We start from the raw sequence: 21,807 nt of genomic DNA on the forward strand, positions 1-21,807 counted from the left end.
CCGCACTCTCGGACGATTTTTCACTGCCAGGTAGCCGCAGCGACCGATGAATCGGTTACAATATGCGACTTCGCCGGCTTAGCTCATCTGGTAGAGCAGTTGATTTGTAATCATCAGGTGGCGGGTTCGAGTCCTGCAGCCGGCACCAATAAAATCAAGGGGTTACAAGATTTTTCTTGTAACCCCTTGTTCATTTCTGGCGGCCATGTAACCAGCGTGTAACCGGATTCAGTCAATCCCGGTGTACGTTGCTTCGGTTGCACGGCATCCCGGAAGGGCGCCGACCACTGCAACTGAGAGGCGCGTGCCGAACGGGCTGCCGCCGACATCGACGCCAGGGTAATCCTCGCTGGTCATCGGCAAGCCGGTTGCCGGATTGATAGGGTATGTCATAGCGCCCTCCATGCTGAGCGGTTGGGAAACGCCTCGCGGTCATCGAAGAGGCGTGTGAAACTCAGTCCTCGTCAGTCATCAGAATCGTGATAACGGGTTTGGCCGAGCTGTACGCGATAATGGCGACTTTGAAGTGATGGGCGCTGCGCGCTCAGCGAATCACGGGCGATGAAGAAAGTTGATGGAACAGCGTGATCAAAATGGGAACTTGCGACCATTTGCGAAGGCTGCGGTCTGGGCACGACAACCCACGTCATCCGGGGGATTGTTGGGGAGATGTGCGGTGGGCCTGTATAACGCCGAAATCTCCGCAGGTTCACTGATGATTCCTGAGAGCCGGCGGATCGCGCCCCTTTTGCTTTCGCGACCCAGCGACGAACTGTGGGAGTCGGCCCTGAACGACGAGAATTTATTGCAGAAGAAGCCAGCCACGGCTAAGCGTCAGGCACGCCTAATCCGTCGTCGCCTCGAAACCTTGGACGAAGAGGGCGTTCGACTTGTGGTCGAAGGCGACGGCGAGCTTTGCCGACAGATTTTGCTGTCGGCGGCGATTCGTCATAGCCGGCTGCTGGGCGACTTTATGCGCGATGTTTACGCGATGGATCTGCGACGCCTGGAAAAGAATCTGAATCATCGTCAATGGGACGGTTTCCTTGCTGAATGTGAGCACCGCGACGACGCCGTTTTCAAGGCGCTAGGCGTCGAGTGAGCAGAATTTAACCCACTATCTCCCGCATCTGTGGTTGTCAGAAGCACCGGCCGAATCAGCGATTCGTGAACGTGGAGACGGCGAATTCGAAGAGGCGGGTCCCGGAAGTCCCCTTGGTGAAGAATGATGATCTTGTCCCGCTGGCGTGTCTGGGCGGTGTACAGCATTTCACGCGTCAAGTTGCGGCAGGGGTTTGGAACCACAACGAAGGTTTTGCCGAACGCACTTCCCTGCGTCTTATGCACGGTCAGCGCATAGGCCAGTTCAAGCGGTGGCGTACTCTCCTGCGAATCGAATTCCCACGGCTTGTACTTGTAGGAAATCTCGGGCTGCGAGGCCAACTCAACTTCGACTTCGTGAGGCGCTCAATTTCTCCCCCTGGTCCTGCGGTGCCCGGTGACAATGCCGATGTCGCCGTTGGCAACACAGGCATCATCCTTTTCCGGATAGGTCTCGCGCCCGCTCTTGTTGATGACGGTGATAGCTTTGTCACCGTAGATGATTCCCTCTGGGCCGGCAGGGCTTGGGATCTTCTTGTCCGGCTTTCGCACGTTCCGTCGGTTGATACCGGCGCTGGGCTTGAGTATCGGACAGGTTAAACCGGGCCAACAGCATCAACAGTCCCCGCCGCTCGGGCAGCAGCCTCTCCCACTTCTTACGGAGGGTGAACTGCGAGGCCGGGGTCGGGAATTACCCTATCGAACGGCATTACATTCGCAACGTGCAAACCGAAAGCATTTCTCAGGTATCTTGTCGATTGCTCGGGCTCTGCAAAAAGGCCAAAATGGCCACCCACGGGCATACGAGATGCCACTCGCAGCAGCCCAAGCGATCTGCCAACGCCACGCCAAGCGACAACACGCTGAGACTACGCTATGCCCGCACGAGCCGCTGAGACTAAGACCGCGAGAGCTAAAACTGCAAGCCCTGCCGCGAAGACCATCAAGCCGTTGAAGCCGAAGAAGGCGATTAAGACGACTCCGACTAAAAAAACCGTCAAGCCGAAGAAGCCCATGAAGACGGCGACCACCGTCAAGAGTAAGAGCGAAAGCCTGTTGGGCAAGCTCGTGCGAACGGGTCTCTCACGCACCAAAGCCGCAGCGCGCGCCGAGGCCGTCGGCCGTGCACCGAAGGAAGATCCGGCGCCCAAGCGCCGCACACTCGGCGATACCGAGGCCGCCAAACTCCGGCACAAAGAGGCCGAGGCGAGTCGCGACGAGCTCCCCTCGCCGACGAAAGCGCAGCTCCTCGACTTCCAGCTCGATTTTCTTATCGACGCGAACCTCCTGCTCTACACTGAAAACCCGGTGACCTTCGCCACCGCGCGATCCACCCGGCCGGACCCCGAGGAGCGTCTCGCGGGTTTTCTTGAACGCACATTCGGCACGCGCAAACCCGACGCGATGATTGCTCGATTCGTGCCGCTGTCCGATTTCGGCGGTAACACCATGATGAAGCGCCTGCATCAGGAGAACGCTGGGCCCGACGTAAACGCGGTGATCGACCGGGCGCGAGCACGCGCCGATGAGCGGGTGGACCAAGCGCGTGAGTCGCTGCGGGCGAAGCATAAGCAACGGTTGGTAAACCAGCGGGCGGAGCAGAAGGCGGAGCAGGCACGGCTCGTGCGAAACCTTTCCGAGTATCCCGCTCGCTGGCTTGGGGACTTGGCGGTCCAGTTCGATGATCTTAATAGCGCCGCCGGTGGGCAGGTCATCAAAGACCCGCGGGTGGTGCAGCGGCTGTTTGACATCGCGCGGCGCGCGGAAGAACAGGGTACCGTAAACGGCGACGACGAGGCGGCTACGCCCGTAGAATTTGTCGTCGGCGAAGTAATTGAAGCTTACAACGCGTTGGCTTTACACGAGCGACGTCAACGTGAGGTGGACAGGAGGCGTATCCAGGAACTCGAAGAGCAACTCGCAAGGCTTCAAGAACCTGGGTGTTAGCGCCGATGTAAAACTGACCCACCCGCCGAAGTGAATCTGACCCACCTGGGAGAGGATGGCGGCTTTTGCCGCCGATGCTGACTCAGGAGCAAGCAGTGGAAATCAAGGTATTGGCAAGGCGCGGAGCGCCGGTGCGGGAGATAGCGAGGCAGATGGGTGTCTCGCGGAACACGGTCCGACGATATCTGCGCGACCAGAAGGCTAGCCGGTATAAGGGGCGAGAGCCTCGGCCAACCAAACTGGACCCGTTCAAGGCGTACCTGCTTGGGCGAATCGAGGCGGCGCGGCCGCACTGGATTCCGGCAACGGTGTTGCTGCGCGAGTTGCGGGAAGAAGGCTACGACGGCGGTATCAGCCAACTCAAGGTGTTCCTCGCGCCATACAGGGACGCGGAGCCGGAACCGGTCGTGCGCTTCGAGACGCCGCCAGGCCGACAGATGCAAGCCGACTTCACCACGATCCGACGCGGCAGGTCGCCGTTGCTGGCGCTGGTCGCCACGCTGGGCTACAGCCGGGCGACGTACGTGCGTTTCACGAGCGGCGAGGATGCCACGACGTTGTGCCAGTGTCTGCGAGAAGCCTTCGTCTACTTCGGCGGCACGCCCGAGCATGTGCTGTTCGATAACGCCAAGTCGGTCATCGTCGAACGCGATGCTTACGGCGACGGTCATCATCGCTGGAACGGCGAGATGTTGGCGCTGGCGGAAACGTATGGATTTACGCCGAAGGTATTCAGGCCGTACCGTGCCAAGACCAAGGGCAAGGTCGAGCGCTTCAACCGGTATCTGAAGCAGAGCTTCGTGGTGCCGCTGGCGGCGACGCTCAAGCAATCTGGCCTGAAGCTGGATGTCGAGGCGGCTAACGGCCATATTGGCCGCTGGCTGGCCGAGGTGGCGAATGTCCGGGTGCATGCCACGACGAAAGAGAAACCGTCGGTTCGACTGCCGTTAGAGCAAGCGGCACTGCTGCCGTTGCCGGTGTCGACCTCGATTACAGCACCGGTACCGACGCGGCTTAAGCGAGTGCTGCCGAGCGAAAGCCTGCAGCATCCGCTGTCGGTCTACGACGCCTTGCTGGAGGTGGCAGCATGAATCTCCAGCATGAACGCATTGCAGGGCTGTGTGACGAACTGAAACTGGACCGCATCGGGAACGACTGGAGCGTGCTGGCCCAGAACGCTGCCAACGCTGATGCCAGTCACGCCGACTTCCTCGAACAGCTACTGCTGACCGAACGGGATGCCCGAGAGGAACGCAAGCGCCAGACGCTGACCAAGATGGCCTCCCTGCCGGGCATCAAGACGCTGGAGCAATACGACTTTGGCTTCGCCAGCGGCGCACCGCGAGCCCAAATCCAGGAGCTGGCCGGGCTGGCGTTTATCGAACGGGCCGAGAATGTCGTGCTGCTCGGGCCATCTGGCGTGGGCAAAACGCACATCGCCTGCGCCCTGGCGTATCGGGCGACACAGGCAGGAATCAAGACGCGCTTCACGACCGCCGCCGACTTGATGATGCAGTTGGCCACAGCCCGGCAGCAGAACCGGCTGCGGGAGTTTTTTAACCGCGCCGTGGTTGGCCCAAAGCTGCTGGTTATCGATGAAATCGGCTACCTGCCGTTTGGACGCGAGGAAGCCAATCTGCTTTTTAACGTGGTGGCCAAGCGATACGAGCGCGGAGCCATCGTGCTGACGAGCAACCTGCCATTTACGCAGTGGGCCACGGCATTTGCCGACGACCAGACGCTGACTGCGGCGATGCTCGACCGGCTGCTGCATCACGCGCACATCGTGCAGATTGCAGGCGAAAGCTATCGGCTGAAGGACAAACGGAAAGCTGGACAAACTACACGCGCAGGCGCGAAAGCCGCCGCGTGACACGGAGCCTGGGTGGGTCAGATTTACTTCGGCGATACGCCGGAAGGTGGGTCAGATTTAAACCGGCGTTGACACCTGGGCGAGCCGCCGGCTGAACTGTGCACGTTCAATATGTCGCACCCTTACGCGACATCGATACCTGATCAGTACGAGGTCGGGTCCGCCCACTGATTGTCGAGCGGCTAGAATCGACCGACGGGATCGTATCAGGAAGATTAAGATGCGTTCCCGCAAACCGATCTTTCCGATGCCGATTCTTGGGCGCCGCCACGTTACAGGCATATGTGTCAATTCGTCCGTCGTAAAAAAGTAACGTCACCTCATAGCAACGCGACCAACCGGAAACTACTGATACAGAAGCGAAATTTGCGTGTTACCCACGGATCAACAAGTTTCCATCTCGGGCATGGCGCCAAAGGCTCTCGAGTGCGCCTACGGTCAGCGTCGCTCCGTGGTCGGCAAGGGTAATGTAGTTCAGGCGGTCGTTGACCAAATGGCTCATAAGCTCTTCGCGATTGCTCAGATGCACTGTCGGCAACGTCCACTTGATCTACTTCGGATGTGGCACGACAAAATCGAGGCTTGTATGCTTGAGCAAGTGGACTTAGTTGTTCGCGAGGACTCCCAAGGAACGAGTCGTGACAAACAAAAAGACGCCGCAGGAACTGATTGAATTCAGCGTGCAACTGCATGCGCAACTCCGCTGCTATCTGGACATGCCGGCGTGGACGCCGGTGATGGGTGCCATGCTTTTGGCTGGGCTCCGACCGGAAGTTGAAGCTGGCTGCACCGAGATCCCGACTGACGGTTGGGTGGGATTGGAAGGGATTGAGCTTGATCGCGGGACGAACGGCCGTTTCATTGAGGCGCGTCGAATTTTGCGGGAATGGAACGATTGGTGCGAGGAGGAGGGGCAAGCACCCGCGATGCTACCTCCAATCGATTTCATTGCTTGGTGTGTCGATTACGAGATCAAGGAACGATTCGCAGTGTTCAGCTCGTTCCCTTGGATCGATGCCTTCAAAGGTGTAGTGGGCTATCCCGGTGAGAACGTTCATGTGCCATTCGAAGTTGCCCTATACGCAGCGAAAACGGCGCAGCCTCTCAATGAGATCCTTAGTCGGTTAGATGCCATGGACCGACGTGCGCTTGACGCGAGCCGATTGCTATCAGCCGCCTCTGCCCCTATTACTGCAGCGATCCCGATTTCTCCCTCCAATCCTCTTCGCCAGTTTCTAACAACAGAAGAGTTTGCCGCTGCGCTTGGCATTGCACCTCAAACCATTCGCAAAGGCTACTCGACTGATGGGCACTATTGCGACGTTAGGCCGACGAAGCTGCCAAATCGAAGACTCGCGTGGCCGACTGATGCGGTGGACCGCATTTTGCAGGCTTCGCGCGGAAATAAATAGCCAGCCAATCGCTCTCGAGCAACTTGGCTGGCTGAAGTCGACTTGATCCGTCAAGCAACGAGAAAATCGTCTTTCGCCGTTCCTTTCTCCTTAAGCCATTTGGGCGCTCTGCCACGCCCACTCCACGTTTCGCCAGTATTGGGATTTCGATATTTTGGCTCTTTTACCGTGGTGGCGGATTTTCCGGAAAAAGTTAGCCGACTGGCGGTAAATCCCAACTCTGCCGGGGTGATGCCATATTTGGCAATTGCCGCCCTCATGCTAGAAATCGCCTCTGCTTTCTCACGATTCCGTATTTGGGCCGCTTGCTGTTGAAGCTGCTCAATCTTGGCTTGAATTTCCTCGTATGTCTCCACTGTTTGCCTCTGTTCAAAGTAAGGGAGGGAAAATCGTTGCAATACGATCCTTATTGCTAGGAAATGTAGACAGCAGCTTGATCTCGAGTTGTGATGTACATTTTCGACCCTATTTTACTATCGAGCACTCAGATGTGACGTATTGAGTTAGCTTGACTCTATGGGATGCTGGAGGGAAATATTCGATGTCATACGGATGTCTGAAATTCCTTGTTTGGTGGCCAGTTCAATCAGTCGCTCTAGTGTCTCAGTACGGGATATGCCAAGCTGCTTGGCGAGCTTGTCGAGGTCTGCCATTGTTGTATCGGAAAGGACGAAGTTTCTTTGGCGAACTTTATTTTTCTCCAATTTCTCTCGATACTTTCGTTGACTCCAAAGCTTCCGGATGTGATCGACGTGGCTCTTTTTTTCGTGGTCAGAGATCCGGAGGGAATCGAAAAAACACTTCAGTCCCACTCCTCCCTTTTGCCTCCATGTGTCTGCGTCGCCCCAGCGAAAAAATGGCATTGCTGGTGCCAGTCGCGACTCTAATGCTTTCCAGGAAAATGCATGTCGCTCCTCGTCGATGTCATCAGAAAACCAATCGAGATAAGAAGTGCTTCGCAGATGCCCTGCCCATAATTGTTGCTGTTGCTTGATGTAGTGCAGCTTGTCCGCGATGGGCTGCATAACAAGATCAACTAGGCAAATGTAGTAATCGCGACTACTAAATCTTGCCCTGGCATCACCGATTTCAAACTTCAATGCCGAGTGGAGGGCGTTGATCAACCAATAGAGCTGACGAGCATTATCCGTGATCCAATCGAAGTCTGCGTCCTGAGTGAAGCAGCGACCCGCACGGAGCATCGGAATTATGACTTTGTTTTTTTTCAATAGCTGCCCGAGTTCAGCTTTTATGTCTCCTGCGGTTATTGTGCTGTCTGGACTCGGGGGCATGCCGACGGAATCTGGCATTGGCCAAAGCGCAGTGGGTGTGAAGTAGGGGAAGTACTTTAGCCGCAGCCACAACCATCTCTCTTCTCTCGCGGATACGTTACTCCCCCAGAGCTTTGAAATGTCTCCATGCGGGTCGGAATATTGAATAACCATAGTTTGTCGGTTCACCGTGATGCGAAGCTATTTTCAAGAAGATACCGTAGAGTACACCAAGAAAGAATCCGGACGCATTCAAGAAGACATCAAGAAGATCTCTAGATGTATCGTAGACTGTATTTCAACCAAACATGCCCTGTACTCAAGGCACTACAGCTTGTGAGGTATCAGAAGCCTGGTTGATTTGCCTGTGGTATGAAGGCCAGGAAAGGGGGCAGTGAAGTAACCAGACGCATGCTTCAGAGCGTTCGATCGCGAGTATTCTCGCGCTGGTGGATAACCAACTCAACTGACGATGATCTGAGCAACATTGCGGTGATGCCCCGAGGTCGGGATAACTCGAGATTGTGTTCGCGGCTAGCCCTTTGGGGTATTGCTTCCCCGGGGATTGAGATGTGGCTCTATCGGGATAATTCCGTAATCCCGATAGAGTTGGAAACCCCAGTGTTTCCTTGGATCATAATCAAAGAATGCCAGATAGCGTTGGGCATTTGTCTCTCTGCGCTTCTCTGCCTCCTATATTAAGATTGTCTTGAGTATTGTCTAGTAGTATTCATCATCAATCTCTCCCCTGTAGACTCACCTCCACTCCTTAGCGAAGGTGCATCGCACTCGCATCCCTATCGGCCATCAGTAGACGGACTGCTCGGTCTACTGTCGTGGTATTAAACTGGCATCTGCCAATGCCATCGGATCATCAGCCTCCACCAGTTGCGCAGCACGTAGTCCCGATACCTACGAAGAGGAGCCGTACTCCTCTTGTCGCTGATAAAAATTTATCTGGTTCATCTATCGAATGTCCTAACACGGAGATCCGAAATGTTCCAGAACACAACGCCCTTCAATCCGCCCGAGTCCAGTCCCTTCACGCAATGGGATGACCGGCAGGTAGCATCACCATCGCGGTACTGGGAGGTCGGTGAGTACGCTAAGGTACTCAATCAGCTTGATAGTTTCCTCGCAGGTGTGTTGCGCACCACCCAAGTGCCCTTTGATATCCGGATTCAATGGGGACGAGAAGTCGCTGTACGTAACCCTGTAGGTGTCTATGGCTACCGGAGCCTGGTTGGATTCCTTCCGTCATGTGCACGGTGGATGGACCTGTACCGGCCTGGCTATCACTACAGCGCCGATCTGCAACTGTTTTTTGATTGTTTCCGACAACACCCATTTGCTGGAGTATTCAGCAATGGTGTTCTCGCTAGCCCATGCGATCAAGTGTACGTTGCGAAGCTCTACAACGACTTCGTGGGTTGCCTACGGATTGAAGCAATTCGGCGTGGTGTCAAGAAGAGGTTGTGTGATTGGCGAGCCAATCTAAAAGACCAGGAGCAGGCTATTCGACGCTATGTCGCAAAACTACAAGCAGCGTATCCTTCTCTTCACCAGATTCGGTGTGACTTACACTACACGGACTACGCGATGAGTGACGCCGATACCCGATTGCGCACTAGCTGGGCGCTCTCGAACGGGAATTGGTTGGAACTTGCCTCGAATGTCCCGTCGGGACACGGACGACCGGAAACTGCCGCTCGCTTCGACCCTGCTATTGCCATGGCAGATCGAGATCGGTTCTTCGATAACCAGCGGGGAGCGGATAACGATCTATTCGAGCCCATGGTCGGTTATATCTGCAAAATGGAGCAAGGCGGGATACACAGGGCGAATCATTTCCACTGCGTATTTTTCTTTGACGCGACTCGTGTGACCCAAGCGCAGGTGGAAGGCTTCAAATGCCGTATTGAGGATCGTTGGCGGAAAGTCACTCGTGGGCATGGCCTGACGTTCGACTGCCACGAGGGATCTCGCCGCGCAGAGCTTGAAGCTCAGGGGCGATGGGTTCTTAATGGGCTCAATAGAGCCAATCCAGCGGAAGCTTCGAAGTTCGTCGAGTATCTGGTCTGTTATTTGACCAAGGACAAAATGCAAATGTTACGTATCAAACCGGCCGAAAAAGCTTGTACGTTGACGATGGGGCATTGAGGTCGCAATCAGGCGAGCGTGAGCGACATAACTAACCCCAAGGATCTTGTGCTGCACCCCGCCCGCTGCATGCTGAGCCGGACGATTCACCGCCCGGTTACCTTCAGCAGGCCATCACGCCTGCCACTGGGCATGTTGAGCACAGCGGTGGATAAGGCTTTGGCGAGCACGGGGCAGGCCTCGATTGCACGGAGGCGCGCGAGGCTCTTGCGCTTGATGTGCCGTCCCCCAACGGGGGTAAGGGCCATGCCATCCCGCGCCTCGTTGTATGCTGGTACCCTCTCGCAACAAGGGCATCACCAGCATGGCTCACCAGAAGCACATCATCGGTGGCAAGGACGTGTACGTCGTCAAGCATCACCACCACGTCCTCGGCGGCTGGGCGGAAGTTCGGCGCCGCCAGGAACAGGCCGGGGTCGGCGCCCCGGCGCTGCTCACGCTCGATCACCACACGGACACGCGATCGCCGTTCGACAACCACTGCTACTGGACGGTGCACCCGGGCCCGGGGATGGTCCAAAATCGGAACACCGTGGCGATCGACGCGATGGCGGGCGGCCTGCTCAGGAACCTCACTTGGACGACCAAGGCCAGCGTGAACCGGGCCATCGTCAACCTCAAGCACGACGAGCACATCCGGACCGCGATCGCGGCGGACATCCTGTCCCGCGCGTTTGTGATTAACACGGACGGCTCGAACCGTGCAGACCCGGTGGGGCACGTCTACGAGACGTACTCGGGGTGTGCCGCGATCGCATGCCCGAAGGCCATCCACGACGACCAGTGCGAGCGCTTGCGCGCCGATCAGGCGCTCGAATCGTGGCACCTGAACCACGAAATCGCCGAACTCGACGCCAAGGCTCGGGCCAACGGGGAGCCCGGCGTTGGCGAGGCGCCCTACGTCCTGGACATCGACTTGGACTATTTCCACACTGAGAAAGCCATCGCCCCGAATGATTCGGCAACCTTTTACCAACTCGTGCAAAACGCGCTTGCGATCACCGTCGCGACCGAACCCGCGTGCGTGCGGAATCTCCGGCTTCCGGGATCGAAGATCACCGCGAAATCACTGCTGGCGAATATGCTGCGACTGATTAAGATCGCACTGACCTGAGCGACAACGTTGTTCCAAGCGCGTAACCATCGGGAAGCGCTGCAGGGACCTCGCCATTCCCTGGCCGCAGTGGTTGTGCGTGACAACGGACCGTCGGGTCGCCGTCCCAACGGAATGCCCACAGCAGGGCATCCGAAGGGGCGCGAAGGGGGCTCAGCGACGCGGCGTTTGGTCTGACTCACCGTTGTCCCGGAAGTATTTGCTGGCGCCAACGCGTTTCCACGCTTCCTGGGGTTGTACCTGCAGACAGGAAAGTTGGAGCAGGAATGAAACTCTCCGTAGGGGCCGGAGCGCAAGACCAGAATCCCTCGTCTGCACGATGGGCATTCTTCTTCCTCAATGACCTGTCCGTCGGCGTCCGTGATCGACACTTCGCCGTTCTGTTCTAGTTCCCGCAAGAAGAAGGAACACTGTCCACGTGTCGTAAACATGGCCACGCTACGGCGAGCCCTGGTGAGGGCCACGTAGAAAAGACGCCGCTCCCCAACATACGAAAATTCCACAGGAGAACCGCAGGGAATAAACTTGACACAGGCCGACGCTCTAGGCATTAATTCTTGCAAACCTAAATATCCGCGACAACAAATGCTAGCAACAGCGAAACAGCACTTCGACGAGGATATGCAGCGCGCTGCGGATCTTCTTATCCACGCAGCGACGTTGCCAGCCAGCCGATTGCGAGACGACATACTACGCGGTGTGTGGATGATGGCGGTGGGCGCTTGCGACGCATACTTCTCCGATGCATACGCCGACCTGATTGCTCGCACGCTTCGAGCGAAGGATCTACAACCCGCGGTGAACCTCCCAGATAGATTGAATAACCTCAAGGTGCCCGCGATAGCGGTGATCAGAGATGCAGGCGGCTGGCGGTGGCGCATGGCCGCCCGCGAGCTAATTGAGGACGAGAACGTATTGTCCCTCAACAAGATCAAGCAACTCTTCAACCACTTTTTCCGTAAAACACACAAGATTCTGACCCAGACAACTATCGAGAGTTGGATTTTGCACACGCAGGCCAAAACTCGCCTGTTCGGAATCACGAAGACGGCGTATCGGGCTCTCAACGCGACAGATAAGGCCAAAGCGCGGGGCGACGCTTTGGATCAGTTCGAGAATTGCTTCGAGGAAATATTCCAGCGTCGCCACGACTGCATTCACAATTGTGACCGTCCCAAGATAGCCCTGCAGCCCATTACAGACAGCGTCGCCGGAAAGCGCGTCCAGGACATCACCTTCCTCGTGGAAAGGTGTCACGACGCCTTTCTTGCAGAGTTCCCCGAATACCTTAGGATGCTTGGCTTCAGCGGCGTGACCCGGAACCGCGTGGGAGCCTAGCTTGGGCGGTTGCGTTGCCGATGCGAAATAAAATTTGACGCGATGGCGAGCGACCTGCACTCACGAATATCTTGCGCAGCCCGAAAAAACAGGCCGCACCACGTAAAGAAGGGAGAAAATGCGACGCGGCGGCGACTGGTGAGCCTGAAGTGATGGAGTGTGAAAGCGTGCTCGTAAAAATCGGTGACTCGTCAAGTCGTCTGGGCGGAGATTGCCATGAACGACGAAAATGAGTTCGCGCATCTTATGGAGATGGAACTCAAACATGGGGAGTCTGGCCAATGCGCGATCCTGCTGCACTTGTCAGATTTTTCCAGGTTTGAAGACCGTCAATTCTCCGAACTTCTCGTGCTCACTGCGGTGCAAAACAGATGGCCGGATCATCACAATAAGTGGCCATCCGTGCAGTACCAGCACCGAGCGAATGCCATGTTCGCCAAGATTAAAATGCATCGCATCCATCATCCCAAGAGAACCGACGATGAGAGGAAAACCGGGGCAAGAAATTCAAAACTAGACCCGATGTTGTGGAGCGCGGTGCTGGTGGATAGGATGGACGAACTGCTTCCGAGCGTATCCGCGTGAACGCGGCTGCATGAGCTGCAGGAGGATGAAAATGTATGCACGTCGTGATCTTCGATCTCTTCGGCACCTTGGTTGAGATCAAGGAGCAGCGCTACCCATATCGCAAATTGCTCCGCTGGATACAGCGAAGCGGCGCGTTATGCAGAAGATCACCCATTTACAAACTCCGGTGGAAATTTCAGTGATTTTTGCATTTACCGGTAGAAATTACACGGGCGCTATACTGCGCTGAAAGTCGGGTATGAACCCACGGGGGCTAGACATGAACGACCTATTTGCTGGACGTCGTGTGAAGTGTCTTTGGGCGATCGTGGCGGGAGCATTGCTAATCACGGGATGTGATAGCCGTTCGGTGTCCGGGGTCTATGTGTCGCATACCGACAATCAAGCTGCGCTACTTCAAATCACCGAGACCCCCGATCACCGCTTCACCGGCACACTCCGCCACACCACGCTCAACAATGACGGGACACTGTCATCTGGAGACGCCAATGTGTCCGGCTCGGTTGATGGGGGCAGCATTACACTTACCGTTTTGGCCGCGATCCTGCCCATCGGCAAGAATTTCAGTGGTGCAGTGACGCGCGATGGGATTGACCTGAACTTTGCTAACGGTAATCAAACCGCCGTCCAGCATTTCGCTAGGGGGCGCCCTTCCGATTTCGAATCGGCAGTTGCCCAGCTTAATCAAATCGGGCAACCGATCGTGGCTGCACGCCGACACGGTCAGCAGGTCGATCAACTAAACCGCCAAGTTGGCGTTCTCGCGAGCGATATCAATAGATTTGTAGCCAGTGCCGATCAGCATATCAAGCGCCTATCCAAGGCCAAGGCCTACTATGAGCGTGCTGTGATAGTGGAACAGGCGAAGCTCACTCAGGCACAGCGTCTCAAGGCATCCGGCAATAGTATTGCGCAAGGTCAGGCTGCGATGATTGTTGCTCAGATGGGCGGTGATAAGTCTCAGCTATCCATGGCCGATGACGGTCTCGATCGTACCCACAACGACGCGATCTCGACGGAGAATTCTCTCAACGCTCGGATCTCAGCGTGGCGCGGGACCTGTTTGGATGGGGGCGCAGTAAAAAGGGGAGACGCTATCCCTGACATGGGGCCGTGCAAGGCGCTATCTCAAGCTGTCGCGTCGTACAACGCCACCGTCCCTGTGCTGCACGATGCGTTTTCGACGGCCCAAAATGCGCGCACGCAATCCAATGCGAGGTTGGCCCTCATCTGGAGATCTGCTGACCAGATGGAGTAGCGGGCTCGATCGCTCTGAAAACTATCAATTCGAGCTCCCGGTAGCATCGTTGATTCGAAGAAAGGCAAATATACGGCGTAGGGGAGCGTGCTATCTAGTGAGAATGTCGCGAACGTTTGTGAGACTAAAACGTGTAGTTCGAATGGCGATCCGTAAACTCTACTTATTATGACTAACTATGCCTGAGTTGAACGGGACTGCATCGGTCGCAGATGCGATTGCATTGACAATGCGGTCTTACTTCTCGATTAATCATCTTGCGACTGCGGCTCACCAAGCTCAGGTCGCAGCCCGCATTGAAGCCGCATACGGCGGCTTCAATGCGGGGGAGGCGGTCGAACACAAGGGGGCCGTTTCGGGTTCGATTTTCATGAGTGTCGCGGGAGTGGAGGCGTCCATTAACGAGTTTTTCTCGGACTGCGCGGACGCTCATATGTATCACCTCGTCGGCCTAGAAGAGCAAGCCGTGGATCGATTGGCGAGAGGCTGGAATGCAACTTCAATTGTTGAAAAGGCGAGCATATTGGAAAAGTTTCAGTTTGCGTGCCTGTTGGCTGATAAGGCACCACTAGATCTCGGCACTCCGGCTGCGCAGGATCTGGCGATTGGTATCGATATTCGTAACGCGTTGATGCACTACAAGCCTCAGTCCGTTGATCTCCCGTTGGACGGAACATCTGTGACGGTGGTGGGGAGCTGGAAATCCATTGAGCGGAAGCTCAAGGGGCGTCCGAAATTGACGCCAAATCCGTTCGCGTCGGAAGCGCAACCGGAATTCCCGTATCGAGTGCTCGGATACGAGTGTGCCAAGAGGACTCTCAGCGGTGCTCTATCATTTCTCGAACTTTTTGCTAGCCATCTTGGCCTGACAAGACCACCATTTCAGAACATCTGTTCGGAGTTGCGGGCAGGTCGGAAGTGACCTTTGTGCGGGGTTCCCGTCCGAATCTGCAGCATTATCATCGGCGCAAAGCGCCTCACACCGACCCGAGGCCGGAACACTAATCGTAAGAGGAATTACATGCGTCTGCTGCTTGCGTTGATTCTGCCGTGGCTTCAATTTTTCACTATCGGGCGCCCCTTTGCCGGGATCGTCTGTCTGCTTCTACAACTTACGATCATCGGCTGGATTCCGGCCGCGATCTGGTCTGTGTATGCGCTGAGCCAGTACAAGACCGACAAGAAAATCGAGCGCGCCTTGGCTAACCGCAGGTAGCGAGAAAACGCTGACCGACACTTCATCTGGAGGGCTTCGGAATGTCTATTCTTAAGAGGATATTCGGTAGTGGGATGGAGAATCCTAGGACTCTGGCTGCGCTGAAGCGCAGAGCAAAGGAGGGGGCAAGAATCACGTTGTTGGCGACCCAACTGAAAGGGAGTGACATGCCACTTCCAGATGAGCTGCAGGGAGTTGAGCGCGTGATTACCCGCGTATTTCCCGATCGAGTGTTGTTCAATCCGAACGGACCGGGTGGCGAGCAAAGGGCGGATTTCCGATGGCCGTCAGAGCCGCGCGACGGCTTTGCCGGCATGATCATAGACCCCAACGGTGTGTTTGTCGGATTTGTGGACGATAGCACGTTCATCGTGGATACGATAATCAGCTACAGCATTTATCGAATCGATGACTGAACTTGGGAAATTAGTTTGACGCGTTAAGAGATTGATTTACCACTTTCAGCGGGTACGTTCGAAATGAGCTGAATTGCATACGCGCCCGTTCCGCTAGGGAGCGGTAGACGGATGAGCATTACACCTCGGGACAAAACAGGATTTTCCGGCCTTGTTTGATACGGAGCCCTAACACACGGAGCGTGGGGCGCCGGATTTTTCTCGGAGTGAAATACGCCCGGCCAATTTTTGCCGGGTACGGGGCGTACCGAGTCTTCCTGCTCAAGAAAACCTAACGGAAGAATTATGACTGGAACCATGGGCGAAAATGATGACGGAATTGAAACTTCGATTCTCTATTCCATCATCGGTGAGATGGAGCGAGTCTGGGGCAGCCTTGGCTTGGACGGAACATCCGAGGAGTACGCGTGGTTGAACGCGACCTACCAAATCACGGAAGAAGAAGACGTTAAATGGCAGATGGTTCTCGAGTATTTTGTGACTCATGACCTTCCCGAGGACGATGAGAAGGATCCGGAGGCTATGGCGTTTCTCAACGACTATGATGCGGTGGATTCATTCTTGACAGAGCTTCTTCGGAAGTATCGAAGCAGCGGTAAGGTCTATCCTCGAGCGTAACGTTCGGTACTGGGACGTATTCGACGCGCCAATCGCATCGATTCCTGCATGTTGGCCCAACTTGGGAGTTCAAAGAGCGTAGGCGATGGTAGCTATACTGCGTATAGACTCGAATGCGAGGGAATTCGGCATTGCCACAAGTCGGGCAATGAAGGCCATTCGAGCGATTGCATTTGCTCAACTTGTGGTCGTGACGGTTCTCCTACGCGGCATCGTTCCACGAGGTGAGAATGCTCTTCTCCAATCGCTCGATCTCTTCCTCAATCTGGGAGTTATCAACCTTCGCCCCCTCGAGCATGCTCGTTAGTACGCGTCTTGATCGCGCCGAATTCCTCCCCTTTAGAAGCTCATTTAGGCGCTCACGCTTGTCAGCGTAAAACGGGAAATCGTAGTCTACGGCAGAGGCAGACAAGAAAGGTTGGCCGGAATCCAGAATCAATGCGCGAGGAACGCATAGTTTTGCAATATATGCGGCCGCCGCATCATCAGTGACGAAGATCGGGTGCTGCGATACCCCGTCCACGGGTAGCGTCGGAAGATAGTTTTGGACCATCCAGCAATGCCAGATATCCCATGCCGCTCCCCACGCTGCATCAAGCGGGGTTTTTCCCTTGCGAAGACTCAGAAGTTTGTTTGCGTCACTGGCTCCACCAAAGAGTGCGAGTGCGGCCTGTGAAATCAGTGCGATGTGGCAGTTCATCGATTCGCACCAGTCGAAGAACGCAATGAAGTTCTTGACCGCCCTATCCTTCAGAAAACCGTGCGATCGAATTTCGAATATCTTTAGAAAGCAGCAGTATGCATAGCGCAGTAAGGGTCGTACCTCCGATATGGATGTGTCGTCCAACGTCAACGTGTCGAGAATTTTGGTTTGTGCGCTGCGCCCCATCGCCAACGACTCTTCAGTTTGCGCGAGCGCGCGTGCGACGTTTGAGGTGATGCTCAATAATTTGTCCGTGTCGAGCAGATCGCTTTCGCGTGATGATGCCAGTTCCAAGCATCCAAAATACGGAACAACATCCACATTGACTAGCTCGACTGCCAGGAGAAACTGACGGAATGTCGACTCCTTGTCAGGGTCCTTCTGGCCTCGCGAATAATTTGACAAATTGAGGCAAATGTTCGCGTCTAAGACTAGCGCTGTGACGACACCCTGCCGGGCGTTAGCGCGAATGAGGTCTGGGGACGGGAAGTTACATTCACCAGCGCGGTCAAAATAGGACAATGGTCTTGCTATGAACGGGGCCATGTTTGCCATATTTCTATGCAATTTGGTATGACGCAATCAGGATGCGTCGACTATGTGTACGACAGCTCGCACGGTAGATAGCGGGTACCCTAGGCGTAGTCGAGTATATATATCAGGATAGTATATGTTGGTTTCCAAACGAATTGATCAGATGCAGCAATGACGATACAGAAGACATCCAAACGAGGCGAGTTCAACGCGAATTGGCCAGTGCCTGATGATTATCTGATGGAGCTCGGCCGCATGGTGAGCGTCTGGGGGTCTCTAGAATCAACAATCGCAATGGCAATCGCCAAGTTGGCCGGCTATGACTCCCCTCTGGATTTGCGTGCATTGACGATGGTGGCACATAGCAATTTTCAGCAGCGTGTGGACATTGTGAGCGCTTTGTGTGTGCAGCTCGTAAACGATTTTTCTCACTTGCGTACGTATGAGGGGGTCGTCAAAAAGATCAGGGCAGCGCAGTCGGCGCGCAACAAGTATGCCCACAATGCGTTAACGGTGAATGACGACGGTCAGGTGACCATCTCGTACATGTCGGCACGCGGCGTGCTTAAGACATCGGTGGAGCTCGTACGTCTCGCGGACATTAAGGAGGCCACTGCCAAGGTCCATGAGGCGAGTGTTGCTCTATACGCCTTAGTCACAAACTCGGATCTCAAGCCGATGTGGGAGCGTTGACGCTCTTCGGACTGAATCAGTCGTCGCTGGGCGGATTCTTGCTTGCGGGGGGGGGGAGATTTGACGGGGACTGCCACAGTACATTTGCGCTGCGTGATGCTCGGGCAGCATCCCCGAGTTAAAGAAAAAACAGATATGTTGCATAGAGGGGGCGTGCCAATTGGCACGCCCCCTCTATGTATGTCAATTACAGTTGCGTTGATCCTGGAAATCAAAGTCGCTCAACTTAGCCCACCCGACAATACGCCCGGCGTTCTGATTCGGATTCGGCTTATCGTAGTCCGGCACCGTCACAAGTTGGACGTAACCACCAGGCGCCTGCGCCTTGATGGTGAACGCTTCCAGCGAAGTGAGCGCGCGTTTGTTTGCGCTGGTGTTCGGTGCGTCGGCGAGACTGATTTGCGATTTCATGACAAGCCGGCCTCCCGCGCCGGCCTTTGTCTTGGGAAACACGCACTGTCCGATGTGATTCGCTGCAAATACAGTCGCCGAGCAGGCAAGGCCGATGGCGATAGCCATAATTGCGGTGATCTTCTTCATGGTTTTCCTTGGGATGATGGGGCAAGAAATGTACCGATTCGTCTTTTATTGAGGCGGTTAGATAAGTCCAACGAGCATGAACGTTGCGATCCAAACCCAGAAGTACGCTTTAGGCTGGCGCAGAGAGGCGGCCCGTTTCCACAAGTACACGGGCACGATGAAAGCAAACTTGCCGAAAGCCGACGTATTGACGCCTGCCCGCTTGAGTTGCCGGTCGTCCAGTAAGCTCAAACCGATGTTGACCAACAGCGTGATGTACCAGTACTGGTTTGACCGCAACGCTGCGGTAGCCGCTGCACTGGCCATGTAGTCGGGGACAATAGCAGCGGCGAAGATCGCCTCAAGAAGTACCCCGATGATTGGAGCGAAGGCGAGAATCCACACAATTGTGTGGCCAATGCGCGTCGCGGGAAGCACTGGTGGTGCGCTCGCTTGGCGCAAATGCACAGCGAGATCAGTCTCCGCGAGTGGTGTCCAGTCTGCCAGGCCTTGCGACCAGACAAGCGTATTCCCGTCGATAGTGCGGTTCTGAATCAACTCCCCGACCTCGGCGGCGCTGATGGCGCCGATGCGCCGGCCATCCTTTTCGTAATGCCATGAATCCGTCATGAAGCCATTTTCTCCCTAAGTGATTGTCGTGTTTACTCTGCAAAGATGGGCGTACATCAACTCGTCAAATGCCAATCGCGTCATGGCGGGTTGACGCACCAAAGGATCAGAATATATTTGTAGTATATAGTCATCATTAATTGATGTGTTTACAGCGTCGTTAATCAGTCATCAGACGGGCATCCTGCCGTTCATGACTGCCAAACGCCAAGAAGCCACTGCCGCTCGCCAACCGGCCCCTATTTCGCTTGCTTTGGGCAAACGGATCAAGCAATGTCGGCACGAAGCGGAGAAATCTCAGGAAACCCTGGCGTTCGAGGCGCACGTAGATCGCACGTATATCTCTGCGATCGAACGTGGCGTGGCAAACCCGTCGATTGAGACGATCGCCAACATTTGCCATGTGTTGGGTGTGACGCTTGCCGAGCTATTCGAGCCGCTTGCCAAGGTGTCTTTGGCACCGACGGGGACACGCCGGGCGAATGCGGCCACCCCGCCAGAAATCAAGCGTCAACGTTTGCGCTGACGACATTGCGGATCGACACGCCGCAAAGCAATTTGACGCCTCTCGAGGTCGACGGTGACTGATACCGAAATTGCGTGTCGTTGTGTCGGGCCAGACGTGCATTGAACCCGGCAAGTCCGGGTTCATTTCCCGCCGGATCAATCAGCAGCAGTGCTTGCGTATCGAAAACCCGACTGCTCTGGCGTCCTTCGATGCCGACCACCAGCGCGGCGCGCCATTTCACTAGGTGCCGTTGCTGCCAACCAATGATGACTGGCCAGCCCGCATCGAGCTCGCGTTGCACAAAGCGAAGCAGGTCTTGTCCCGAGGCCGTGCACGTCGAAGGTCGTACCCCGAGATTCAACTCCGCAATAAAGCTAGCGAGTTCGGGCAAAGTCATCCCGTTCAGGTAGTGCGGCCACGCGTCATCCCAAAAGTTCTGTTCTGGCCCACAGCCGTGATACGGTAGATAGACTGGATCGGTCAGCTTGCCAAGGAGTGCCAATGCCATGGCAACGCAGTGCAGCGTACTGCCGCCGTCCCAGTGCCCCTGACGGCTGAACAGCGGGTTACCTGTTGTGGAGACGACCGGCTGCTGTCCGAGGCGGAGTGCTGGATGGAATTTCCGAATCAGCATGGTCAATATTCTTCGGGCAGCAGGATCGTAGTCGTCGACCGATCAGCGTCGGTGACGATCCATACCTTCAGCTCGCCGCCCAGTGGATAGCAGGACAGCACACGTCGTCCTGAGACGACGGATAGGTCGTTTTGCTCCCGATCGGCTTCCGGTAGATCCCCCCAATCACCGCAAGCATGCCGGTTGACCAAAGCGTAGATCGAGGCTCCGGCCGATTGGATAGCATCGACGGCAGCGGGCGTTGCCAACAAGCGACCGAGCGGCAGGCGAGCTCGCCGAATGGGCAAAGTGGAATTCATCAAAGTTCTCCTAGATAGAGACGAATTGGGACGTGCCGTGGCCTCCGAGCGAATCGGGTGCACAGTTGAATGGCATCGATGGGAAATGGCAGACGCAGGACGCGTCCGTAGACGACGATTAGCGCGCTTCGGAGGCGAGCGCGTTGGGGTAATGCTTGGCGAGAATCTTGTTCATCGCGTCGGCTAGGTCGGGGCGGGAAAACGTCAGGTGCCCGTTACCGTTCTTGAACCAGCGTAAGTGGAAGTAGGCGTGCACGGTCTCGCTCTCACGCTTTTGCTGGGCGCCCGAGACGAGCCCGTATATGCCATGTCGATGATCTGGTTCGGGCTGGCCGTCCAGCACGCAGAATGCCCGAATCAGGTCGTCGAGTTCGTCGGTGACGCGGTGATTCAGACTACCTTGGGACAGCAGGTGCTTGACGATGATCCGCTTGCCGAACCGGAACGGTTGATTAGCGCGGTAGTCCCACGATAGTCTGCGAAAGCACTGAATTACGCCACGCTCGAACATGTCACCCCGTGCACCATAGAGTTGGGTGAATGTGGCCTCAATGTTGGCGGCGGTAAGCTCTGGCACGTCACCCTCTGCGATCTGCCGGCTCCACTGCTCGCGCGCTTTTGCGTCCATGAACGTGCGCATGCCAGACTCTGACAGCAAGTAATTCCAGCCGTGAGCGTCGATGAGACGAACCATGGCGGTTTGGGCTTCGTCGCGCTTGGCATAGTCCCCCGTCACGCTGGGCCGACCTCGGCATCCGTAACTTTCGTCGAGGACAAGTCGGGGAAATCGGAGATGCGCTGAGCTGGCTAGCTGTTGAGCTTCGCAGAGCAGGTCGAGTGCGGCGTGGATGCGCTCGACGATGGCGGTGCGCTGGTTGGTGAGGTTGGCGATGCTGATGCTTTTGACGAGGTCGGTGGTGTCCATGTTTCATGGTGAGGGATGGGAACTAGAGTGAAAAGAGGGCATAGTCGCCG

The 21,807-nt window shown here is 55.9% G+C and carries 27 protein-coding genes, 1 tRNA gene and 1 pseudogene; 18 read left to right on the forward strand and 11 right to left on the reverse strand.

Annotation, left to right across the window (positions count from 1 at the left end; translation table 11 throughout):
- The first annotated feature begins 72 nt into the window (after window positions 1-72).
- Window positions 73-148: transfer RNA gene (locus tag AT395_RS02055), tRNA-Thr, on the forward strand.
- 80 nt (window positions 149-228) lie between these two features.
- On the opposite strand, the gene AT395_RS25430 is transcribed toward AT395_RS02055, so the two are convergent.
- Complete coding sequence (locus AT395_RS25430) at window positions 229-393, reverse strand: hypothetical protein (protein WP_156219668.1); 165 nt, start codon at window positions 391-393, stop codon at window positions 229-231.
- 181 nt (window positions 394-574) lie between these two features.
- On the opposite strand from AT395_RS25430, the gene AT395_RS02060 reads away from it, so the two are divergent.
- On the forward strand, window positions 575-1,102 hold the full coding sequence (locus AT395_RS02060) for a DUF1819 family protein (RefSeq protein ID WP_082164685.1): 528 nt from the start codon (window positions 575-577) through the stop codon (window positions 1,100-1,102).
- Here AT395_RS02060 and AT395_RS25955 read toward each other — a convergent pair.
- The gene (locus tag AT395_RS25955) at window positions 1,030-1,305 is read right to left on the reverse strand and encodes a hypothetical protein (RefSeq protein ID WP_231606077.1); all 276 of its coding nucleotides are present in this window, start codon (window positions 1,303-1,305) and stop codon (window positions 1,030-1,032) included. The genes AT395_RS02060 and AT395_RS25955 overlap by 73 nt on opposite strands.
- Between AT395_RS25955 and AT395_RS26015 the strand changes: the two genes are divergently transcribed.
- The 5 genes from AT395_RS26015 to AT395_RS25810 all read left to right on the forward strand — a co-directional run bounded on the left by AT395_RS26015 (window position 1,216) and on the right by AT395_RS25810 (window position 6,333).
- Window positions 1,216-1,701 (forward strand): hypothetical protein, encoded by a 486-nt coding sequence (locus AT395_RS26015; protein ID WP_231606079.1) that lies wholly within the window; start codon window positions 1,216-1,218, stop codon window positions 1,699-1,701. The genes AT395_RS25955 and AT395_RS26015 overlap by 90 nt on opposite strands.
- 414 nt (window positions 1,702-2,115) lie before the next feature.
- Window positions 2,116-3,048 (forward strand): hypothetical protein, encoded by a 933-nt coding sequence (locus tag AT395_RS25435; protein WP_048628203.1) that lies wholly within the window; start codon window positions 2,116-2,118, stop codon window positions 3,046-3,048.
- 74 nt (window positions 3,049-3,122) lie between these two features.
- Window positions 3,123-4,139 carry an IS21 family transposase gene (gene istA / locus AT395_RS02080; RefSeq protein ID WP_048628202.1) on the forward strand — a complete coding sequence of 339 codons (1,017 nt, stop codon included), beginning with the start codon at window positions 3,123-3,125 and terminating at the stop codon, window positions 4,137-4,139.
- Complete coding sequence (gene istB, locus AT395_RS02085; protein WP_048628201.1) at window positions 4,136-4,921, forward strand: IS21-like element helper ATPase IstB; 786 nt, start codon at window positions 4,136-4,138, stop codon at window positions 4,919-4,921. Before istA ends, istB begins: the two co-directional genes overlap by 4 nt.
- A 638-nt stretch (window positions 4,922-5,559) precedes the next feature.
- Window positions 5,560-6,333 carry a helix-turn-helix transcriptional regulator gene (locus tag AT395_RS25810; protein WP_072632746.1) on the forward strand — a complete coding sequence of 258 codons (774 nt, stop codon included), beginning with the start codon at window positions 5,560-5,562 and terminating at the stop codon, window positions 6,331-6,333.
- A gap of 50 nt (window positions 6,334-6,383) precedes the next feature.
- Here AT395_RS25810 and AT395_RS02100 read toward each other — a convergent pair whose 3' ends face one another.
- Window positions 6,384-6,731, reverse strand: coding sequence for an H-NS histone family protein (locus tag AT395_RS02100; RefSeq protein WP_231606074.1), 348 nt, complete (start codon window positions 6,729-6,731; stop codon window positions 6,384-6,386).
- A 105-nt stretch (window positions 6,732-6,836) separates the two neighbouring features.
- Window positions 6,837-7,778 carry a hypothetical protein gene (locus AT395_RS02105; protein ID WP_058375279.1) on the reverse strand — a complete coding sequence of 314 codons (942 nt, stop codon included), beginning with the start codon at window positions 7,776-7,778 and terminating at the stop codon, window positions 6,837-6,839.
- An 822-nt stretch (window positions 7,779-8,600) separates the two neighbouring features.
- Between AT395_RS02105 and AT395_RS02110 the strand changes: the two genes are divergently transcribed.
- Both AT395_RS02110 and AT395_RS02115 read left to right on the forward strand, forming a co-directional pair.
- Entirely contained in the window at window positions 8,601-9,764 is a 1,164-nt protein-coding gene (locus AT395_RS02110) for an inovirus-type Gp2 protein (RefSeq protein ID WP_082164683.1), read from the forward strand.
- A 304-nt stretch (window positions 9,765-10,068) separates the two neighbouring features.
- Window positions 10,069-10,878, forward strand: a complete 810-nt coding sequence (locus tag AT395_RS02115) for a peptide arginase family protein (protein ID WP_048628259.1) — start codon at window positions 10,069-10,071, stop codon at window positions 10,876-10,878.
- A gap of 278 nt (window positions 10,879-11,156) precedes the next feature.
- On the opposite strand, the pseudogene AT395_RS26275 reads toward AT395_RS02115, so the two are convergent.
- Window positions 11,157-11,567, reverse strand: a pseudogene (locus tag AT395_RS26275) (hypothetical protein); the annotation flags it as partial.
- Between AT395_RS26275 and AT395_RS25445 the strand changes: the two are divergent.
- The 7 genes from AT395_RS25445 to AT395_RS02155 all read left to right on the forward strand — a co-directional run bounded on the left by AT395_RS25445 (window position 11,464) and on the right by AT395_RS02155 (window position 16,312).
- Complete coding sequence (locus tag AT395_RS25445) at window positions 11,464-12,216, forward strand: hypothetical protein (protein WP_048628198.1); 753 nt, start codon at window positions 11,464-11,466, stop codon at window positions 12,214-12,216. The pseudogene AT395_RS26275 and the gene AT395_RS25445 overlap by 104 nt on opposite strands.
- Before the next feature lie 216 nt (window positions 12,217-12,432).
- Complete coding sequence (locus AT395_RS02130) at window positions 12,433-12,801, forward strand: hypothetical protein (protein ID WP_048628197.1); 369 nt, start codon at window positions 12,433-12,435, stop codon at window positions 12,799-12,801.
- 262 nt (window positions 12,802-13,063) lie between these two features.
- Window positions 13,064-14,062 (forward strand): hypothetical protein, encoded by a 999-nt coding sequence (locus tag AT395_RS02135; protein WP_150691303.1) that lies wholly within the window; start codon window positions 13,064-13,066, stop codon window positions 14,060-14,062.
- A 178-nt stretch (window positions 14,063-14,240) separates the two neighbouring features.
- Entirely contained in the window at window positions 14,241-14,984 is a 744-nt protein-coding gene (locus tag AT395_RS02140) for a hypothetical protein (protein ID WP_048628195.1), read from the forward strand.
- 99 nt (window positions 14,985-15,083) lie between these two features.
- Window positions 15,084-15,278, forward strand: coding sequence for a YqaE/Pmp3 family membrane protein (locus tag AT395_RS02145; protein WP_048628194.1), 195 nt, complete (start codon window positions 15,084-15,086; stop codon window positions 15,276-15,278).
- A gap of 41 nt (window positions 15,279-15,319) precedes the next feature.
- Window positions 15,320-15,694: a hypothetical protein gene (locus AT395_RS02150; RefSeq protein ID WP_048628193.1), complete on the forward strand. Its 375-nt coding sequence runs from the start codon at window positions 15,320-15,322 to the stop codon at window positions 15,692-15,694.
- A 285-nt stretch (window positions 15,695-15,979) separates the two neighbouring features.
- The gene (locus AT395_RS02155) at window positions 15,980-16,312 is read left to right on the forward strand and encodes a hypothetical protein (protein ID WP_048628192.1); all 333 of its coding nucleotides are present in this window, start codon (window positions 15,980-15,982) and stop codon (window positions 16,310-16,312) included.
- A 202-nt stretch (window positions 16,313-16,514) separates the two neighbouring features.
- On the opposite strand, the gene AT395_RS02160 is transcribed toward AT395_RS02155, so the two are convergent.
- Window positions 16,515-17,570, reverse strand: coding sequence for a hypothetical protein (locus tag AT395_RS02160; RefSeq protein ID WP_048628191.1), 1,056 nt, complete (start codon window positions 17,568-17,570; stop codon window positions 16,515-16,517).
- 150 nt (window positions 17,571-17,720) lie between these two features.
- Here AT395_RS02160 and AT395_RS02165 point away from each other — a divergent pair, with 150 nt between their 5' ends.
- Window positions 17,721-18,242: a hypothetical protein gene (locus tag AT395_RS02165; protein WP_048628190.1), complete on the forward strand. Its 522-nt coding sequence runs from the start codon at window positions 17,721-17,723 to the stop codon at window positions 18,240-18,242.
- A 183-nt stretch (window positions 18,243-18,425) separates the two neighbouring features.
- On the opposite strand, the gene AT395_RS02170 is transcribed toward AT395_RS02165, so the two are convergent.
- Together AT395_RS02170 and AT395_RS02175 are read right to left on the reverse strand one after the other, a co-directional pair.
- Window positions 18,426-18,782 (reverse strand): hypothetical protein, encoded by a 357-nt coding sequence (locus AT395_RS02170; RefSeq protein ID WP_048628189.1) that lies wholly within the window; start codon window positions 18,780-18,782, stop codon window positions 18,426-18,428.
- Window positions 18,783-18,839: 57 nt separating this feature from the next.
- The gene (locus AT395_RS02175; protein ID WP_048628188.1) at window positions 18,840-19,391 is read right to left on the reverse strand and encodes a DUF4339 domain-containing protein; all 552 of its coding nucleotides are present in this window, start codon (window positions 19,389-19,391) and stop codon (window positions 18,840-18,842) included.
- Window positions 19,392-19,572: 181 nt separating this feature from the next.
- Between AT395_RS02175 and AT395_RS02180 the strand changes: the two genes are divergently transcribed.
- A complete protein-coding gene (locus tag AT395_RS02180; RefSeq protein ID WP_048628258.1) occupies window positions 19,573-19,917 on the forward strand; it encodes a helix-turn-helix transcriptional regulator in 345 nt (114 codons plus the stop codon).
- Here the strand turns inward: AT395_RS02180 and AT395_RS02185 are convergent.
- The 3 genes from AT395_RS02185 to AT395_RS02195 all read right to left on the reverse strand — a co-directional run bounded on the left by AT395_RS02185 (window position 19,895) and on the right by AT395_RS02195 (window position 21,757).
- Window positions 19,895-20,533: a hypothetical protein gene (locus AT395_RS02185; RefSeq protein WP_048628187.1), complete on the reverse strand. Its 639-nt coding sequence runs from the start codon at window positions 20,531-20,533 to the stop codon at window positions 19,895-19,897. The two genes, AT395_RS02180 and AT395_RS02185, sit on opposite strands and share 23 nt — an antisense overlap.
- 2 nt (window positions 20,534-20,535) lie before the next feature.
- Complete coding sequence (locus AT395_RS02190; RefSeq protein ID WP_048628186.1) at window positions 20,536-20,832, reverse strand: hypothetical protein; 297 nt, start codon at window positions 20,830-20,832, stop codon at window positions 20,536-20,538.
- A 118-nt stretch (window positions 20,833-20,950) separates the two neighbouring features.
- Window positions 20,951-21,757 (reverse strand): DUF4942 domain-containing protein, encoded by an 807-nt coding sequence (locus tag AT395_RS02195; protein WP_048628185.1) that lies wholly within the window; start codon window positions 21,755-21,757, stop codon window positions 20,951-20,953.
- Window positions 21,758-21,807: the final 50 nt, after the last annotated feature.

Source organism: Pandoraea apista (assembly GCF_001465595.2).
Classification (GTDB): Bacteria; Pseudomonadota; Gammaproteobacteria; order Burkholderiales; family Burkholderiaceae; genus Pandoraea; species Pandoraea apista.

Bases quoted from the DNA above. Each gene is read 5' to 3' on its own strand.
- AT395_RS25430 (WP_156219668.1), bottom strand. From the start codon at position 393: ATGACATACCCTATCAATCCGGCAACCGGCTTGCCGATGACCAGCGAG.
- AT395_RS02060 (WP_082164685.1), top strand. From the start codon at position 575: ATGGAACAGCGTGATCAAAATGGGAACTTGCGACCATTTGCGAAGGCT.
- AT395_RS25435 (WP_048628203.1), top strand. From the start codon at position 2,116: ATGAAGACGGCGACCACCGTCAAGAGTAAGAGCGAAAGCCTGTTGGGC.
- istA (WP_048628202.1), top strand. From the start codon at position 3,123: ATGCTGACTCAGGAGCAAGCAGTGGAAATCAAGGTATTGGCAAGGCGC.
- istB (WP_048628201.1), top strand. From the start codon at position 4,136: ATGAATCTCCAGCATGAACGCATTGCAGGGCTGTGTGACGAACTGAAA.
- AT395_RS02105 (WP_058375279.1), bottom strand. From the start codon at position 7,778: ATGGTTATTCAATATTCCGACCCGCATGGAGACATTTCAAAGCTCTGG.
- AT395_RS02110 (WP_082164683.1), top strand. From the start codon at position 8,601: ATGTTCCAGAACACAACGCCCTTCAATCCGCCCGAGTCCAGTCCCTTC.
- AT395_RS02115 (WP_048628259.1), top strand. From the start codon at position 10,069: ATGGCTCACCAGAAGCACATCATCGGTGGCAAGGACGTGTACGTCGTC.
- AT395_RS25445 (WP_048628198.1), top strand. From the start codon at position 11,464: ATGCTAGCAACAGCGAAACAGCACTTCGACGAGGATATGCAGCGCGCT.
- AT395_RS02130 (WP_048628197.1), top strand. From the start codon at position 12,433: ATGAACGACGAAAATGAGTTCGCGCATCTTATGGAGATGGAACTCAAA.
- AT395_RS02135 (WP_150691303.1), top strand. From the start codon at position 13,064: ATGAACGACCTATTTGCTGGACGTCGTGTGAAGTGTCTTTGGGCGATC.
- AT395_RS02140 (WP_048628195.1), top strand. From the start codon at position 14,241: ATGCCTGAGTTGAACGGGACTGCATCGGTCGCAGATGCGATTGCATTG.
- AT395_RS02145 (WP_048628194.1), top strand. From the start codon at position 15,084: ATGCGTCTGCTGCTTGCGTTGATTCTGCCGTGGCTTCAATTTTTCACT.
- AT395_RS02150 (WP_048628193.1), top strand. From the start codon at position 15,320: ATGTCTATTCTTAAGAGGATATTCGGTAGTGGGATGGAGAATCCTAGG.
- AT395_RS02155 (WP_048628192.1), top strand. From the start codon at position 15,980: ATGACTGGAACCATGGGCGAAAATGATGACGGAATTGAAACTTCGATT.
- AT395_RS02160 (WP_048628191.1), bottom strand. From the start codon at position 17,570: ATGGCAAACATGGCCCCGTTCATAGCAAGACCATTGTCCTATTTTGAC.
- AT395_RS02165 (WP_048628190.1), top strand. From the start codon at position 17,721: ATGACGATACAGAAGACATCCAAACGAGGCGAGTTCAACGCGAATTGG.
- AT395_RS02170 (WP_048628189.1), bottom strand. From the start codon at position 18,782: ATGAAGAAGATCACCGCAATTATGGCTATCGCCATCGGCCTTGCCTGC.
- AT395_RS02175 (WP_048628188.1), bottom strand. From the start codon at position 19,391: ATGACGGATTCATGGCATTACGAAAAGGATGGCCGGCGCATCGGCGCC.
- AT395_RS02185 (WP_048628187.1), bottom strand. From the start codon at position 20,533: ATGCTGATTCGGAAATTCCATCCAGCACTCCGCCTCGGACAGCAGCCG.
- AT395_RS02190 (WP_048628186.1), bottom strand. From the start codon at position 20,832: ATGAATTCCACTTTGCCCATTCGGCGAGCTCGCCTGCCGCTCGGTCGC.
- AT395_RS02195 (WP_048628185.1), bottom strand. From the start codon at position 21,757: ATGGACACCACCGACCTCGTCAAAAGCATCAGCATCGCCAACCTCACC.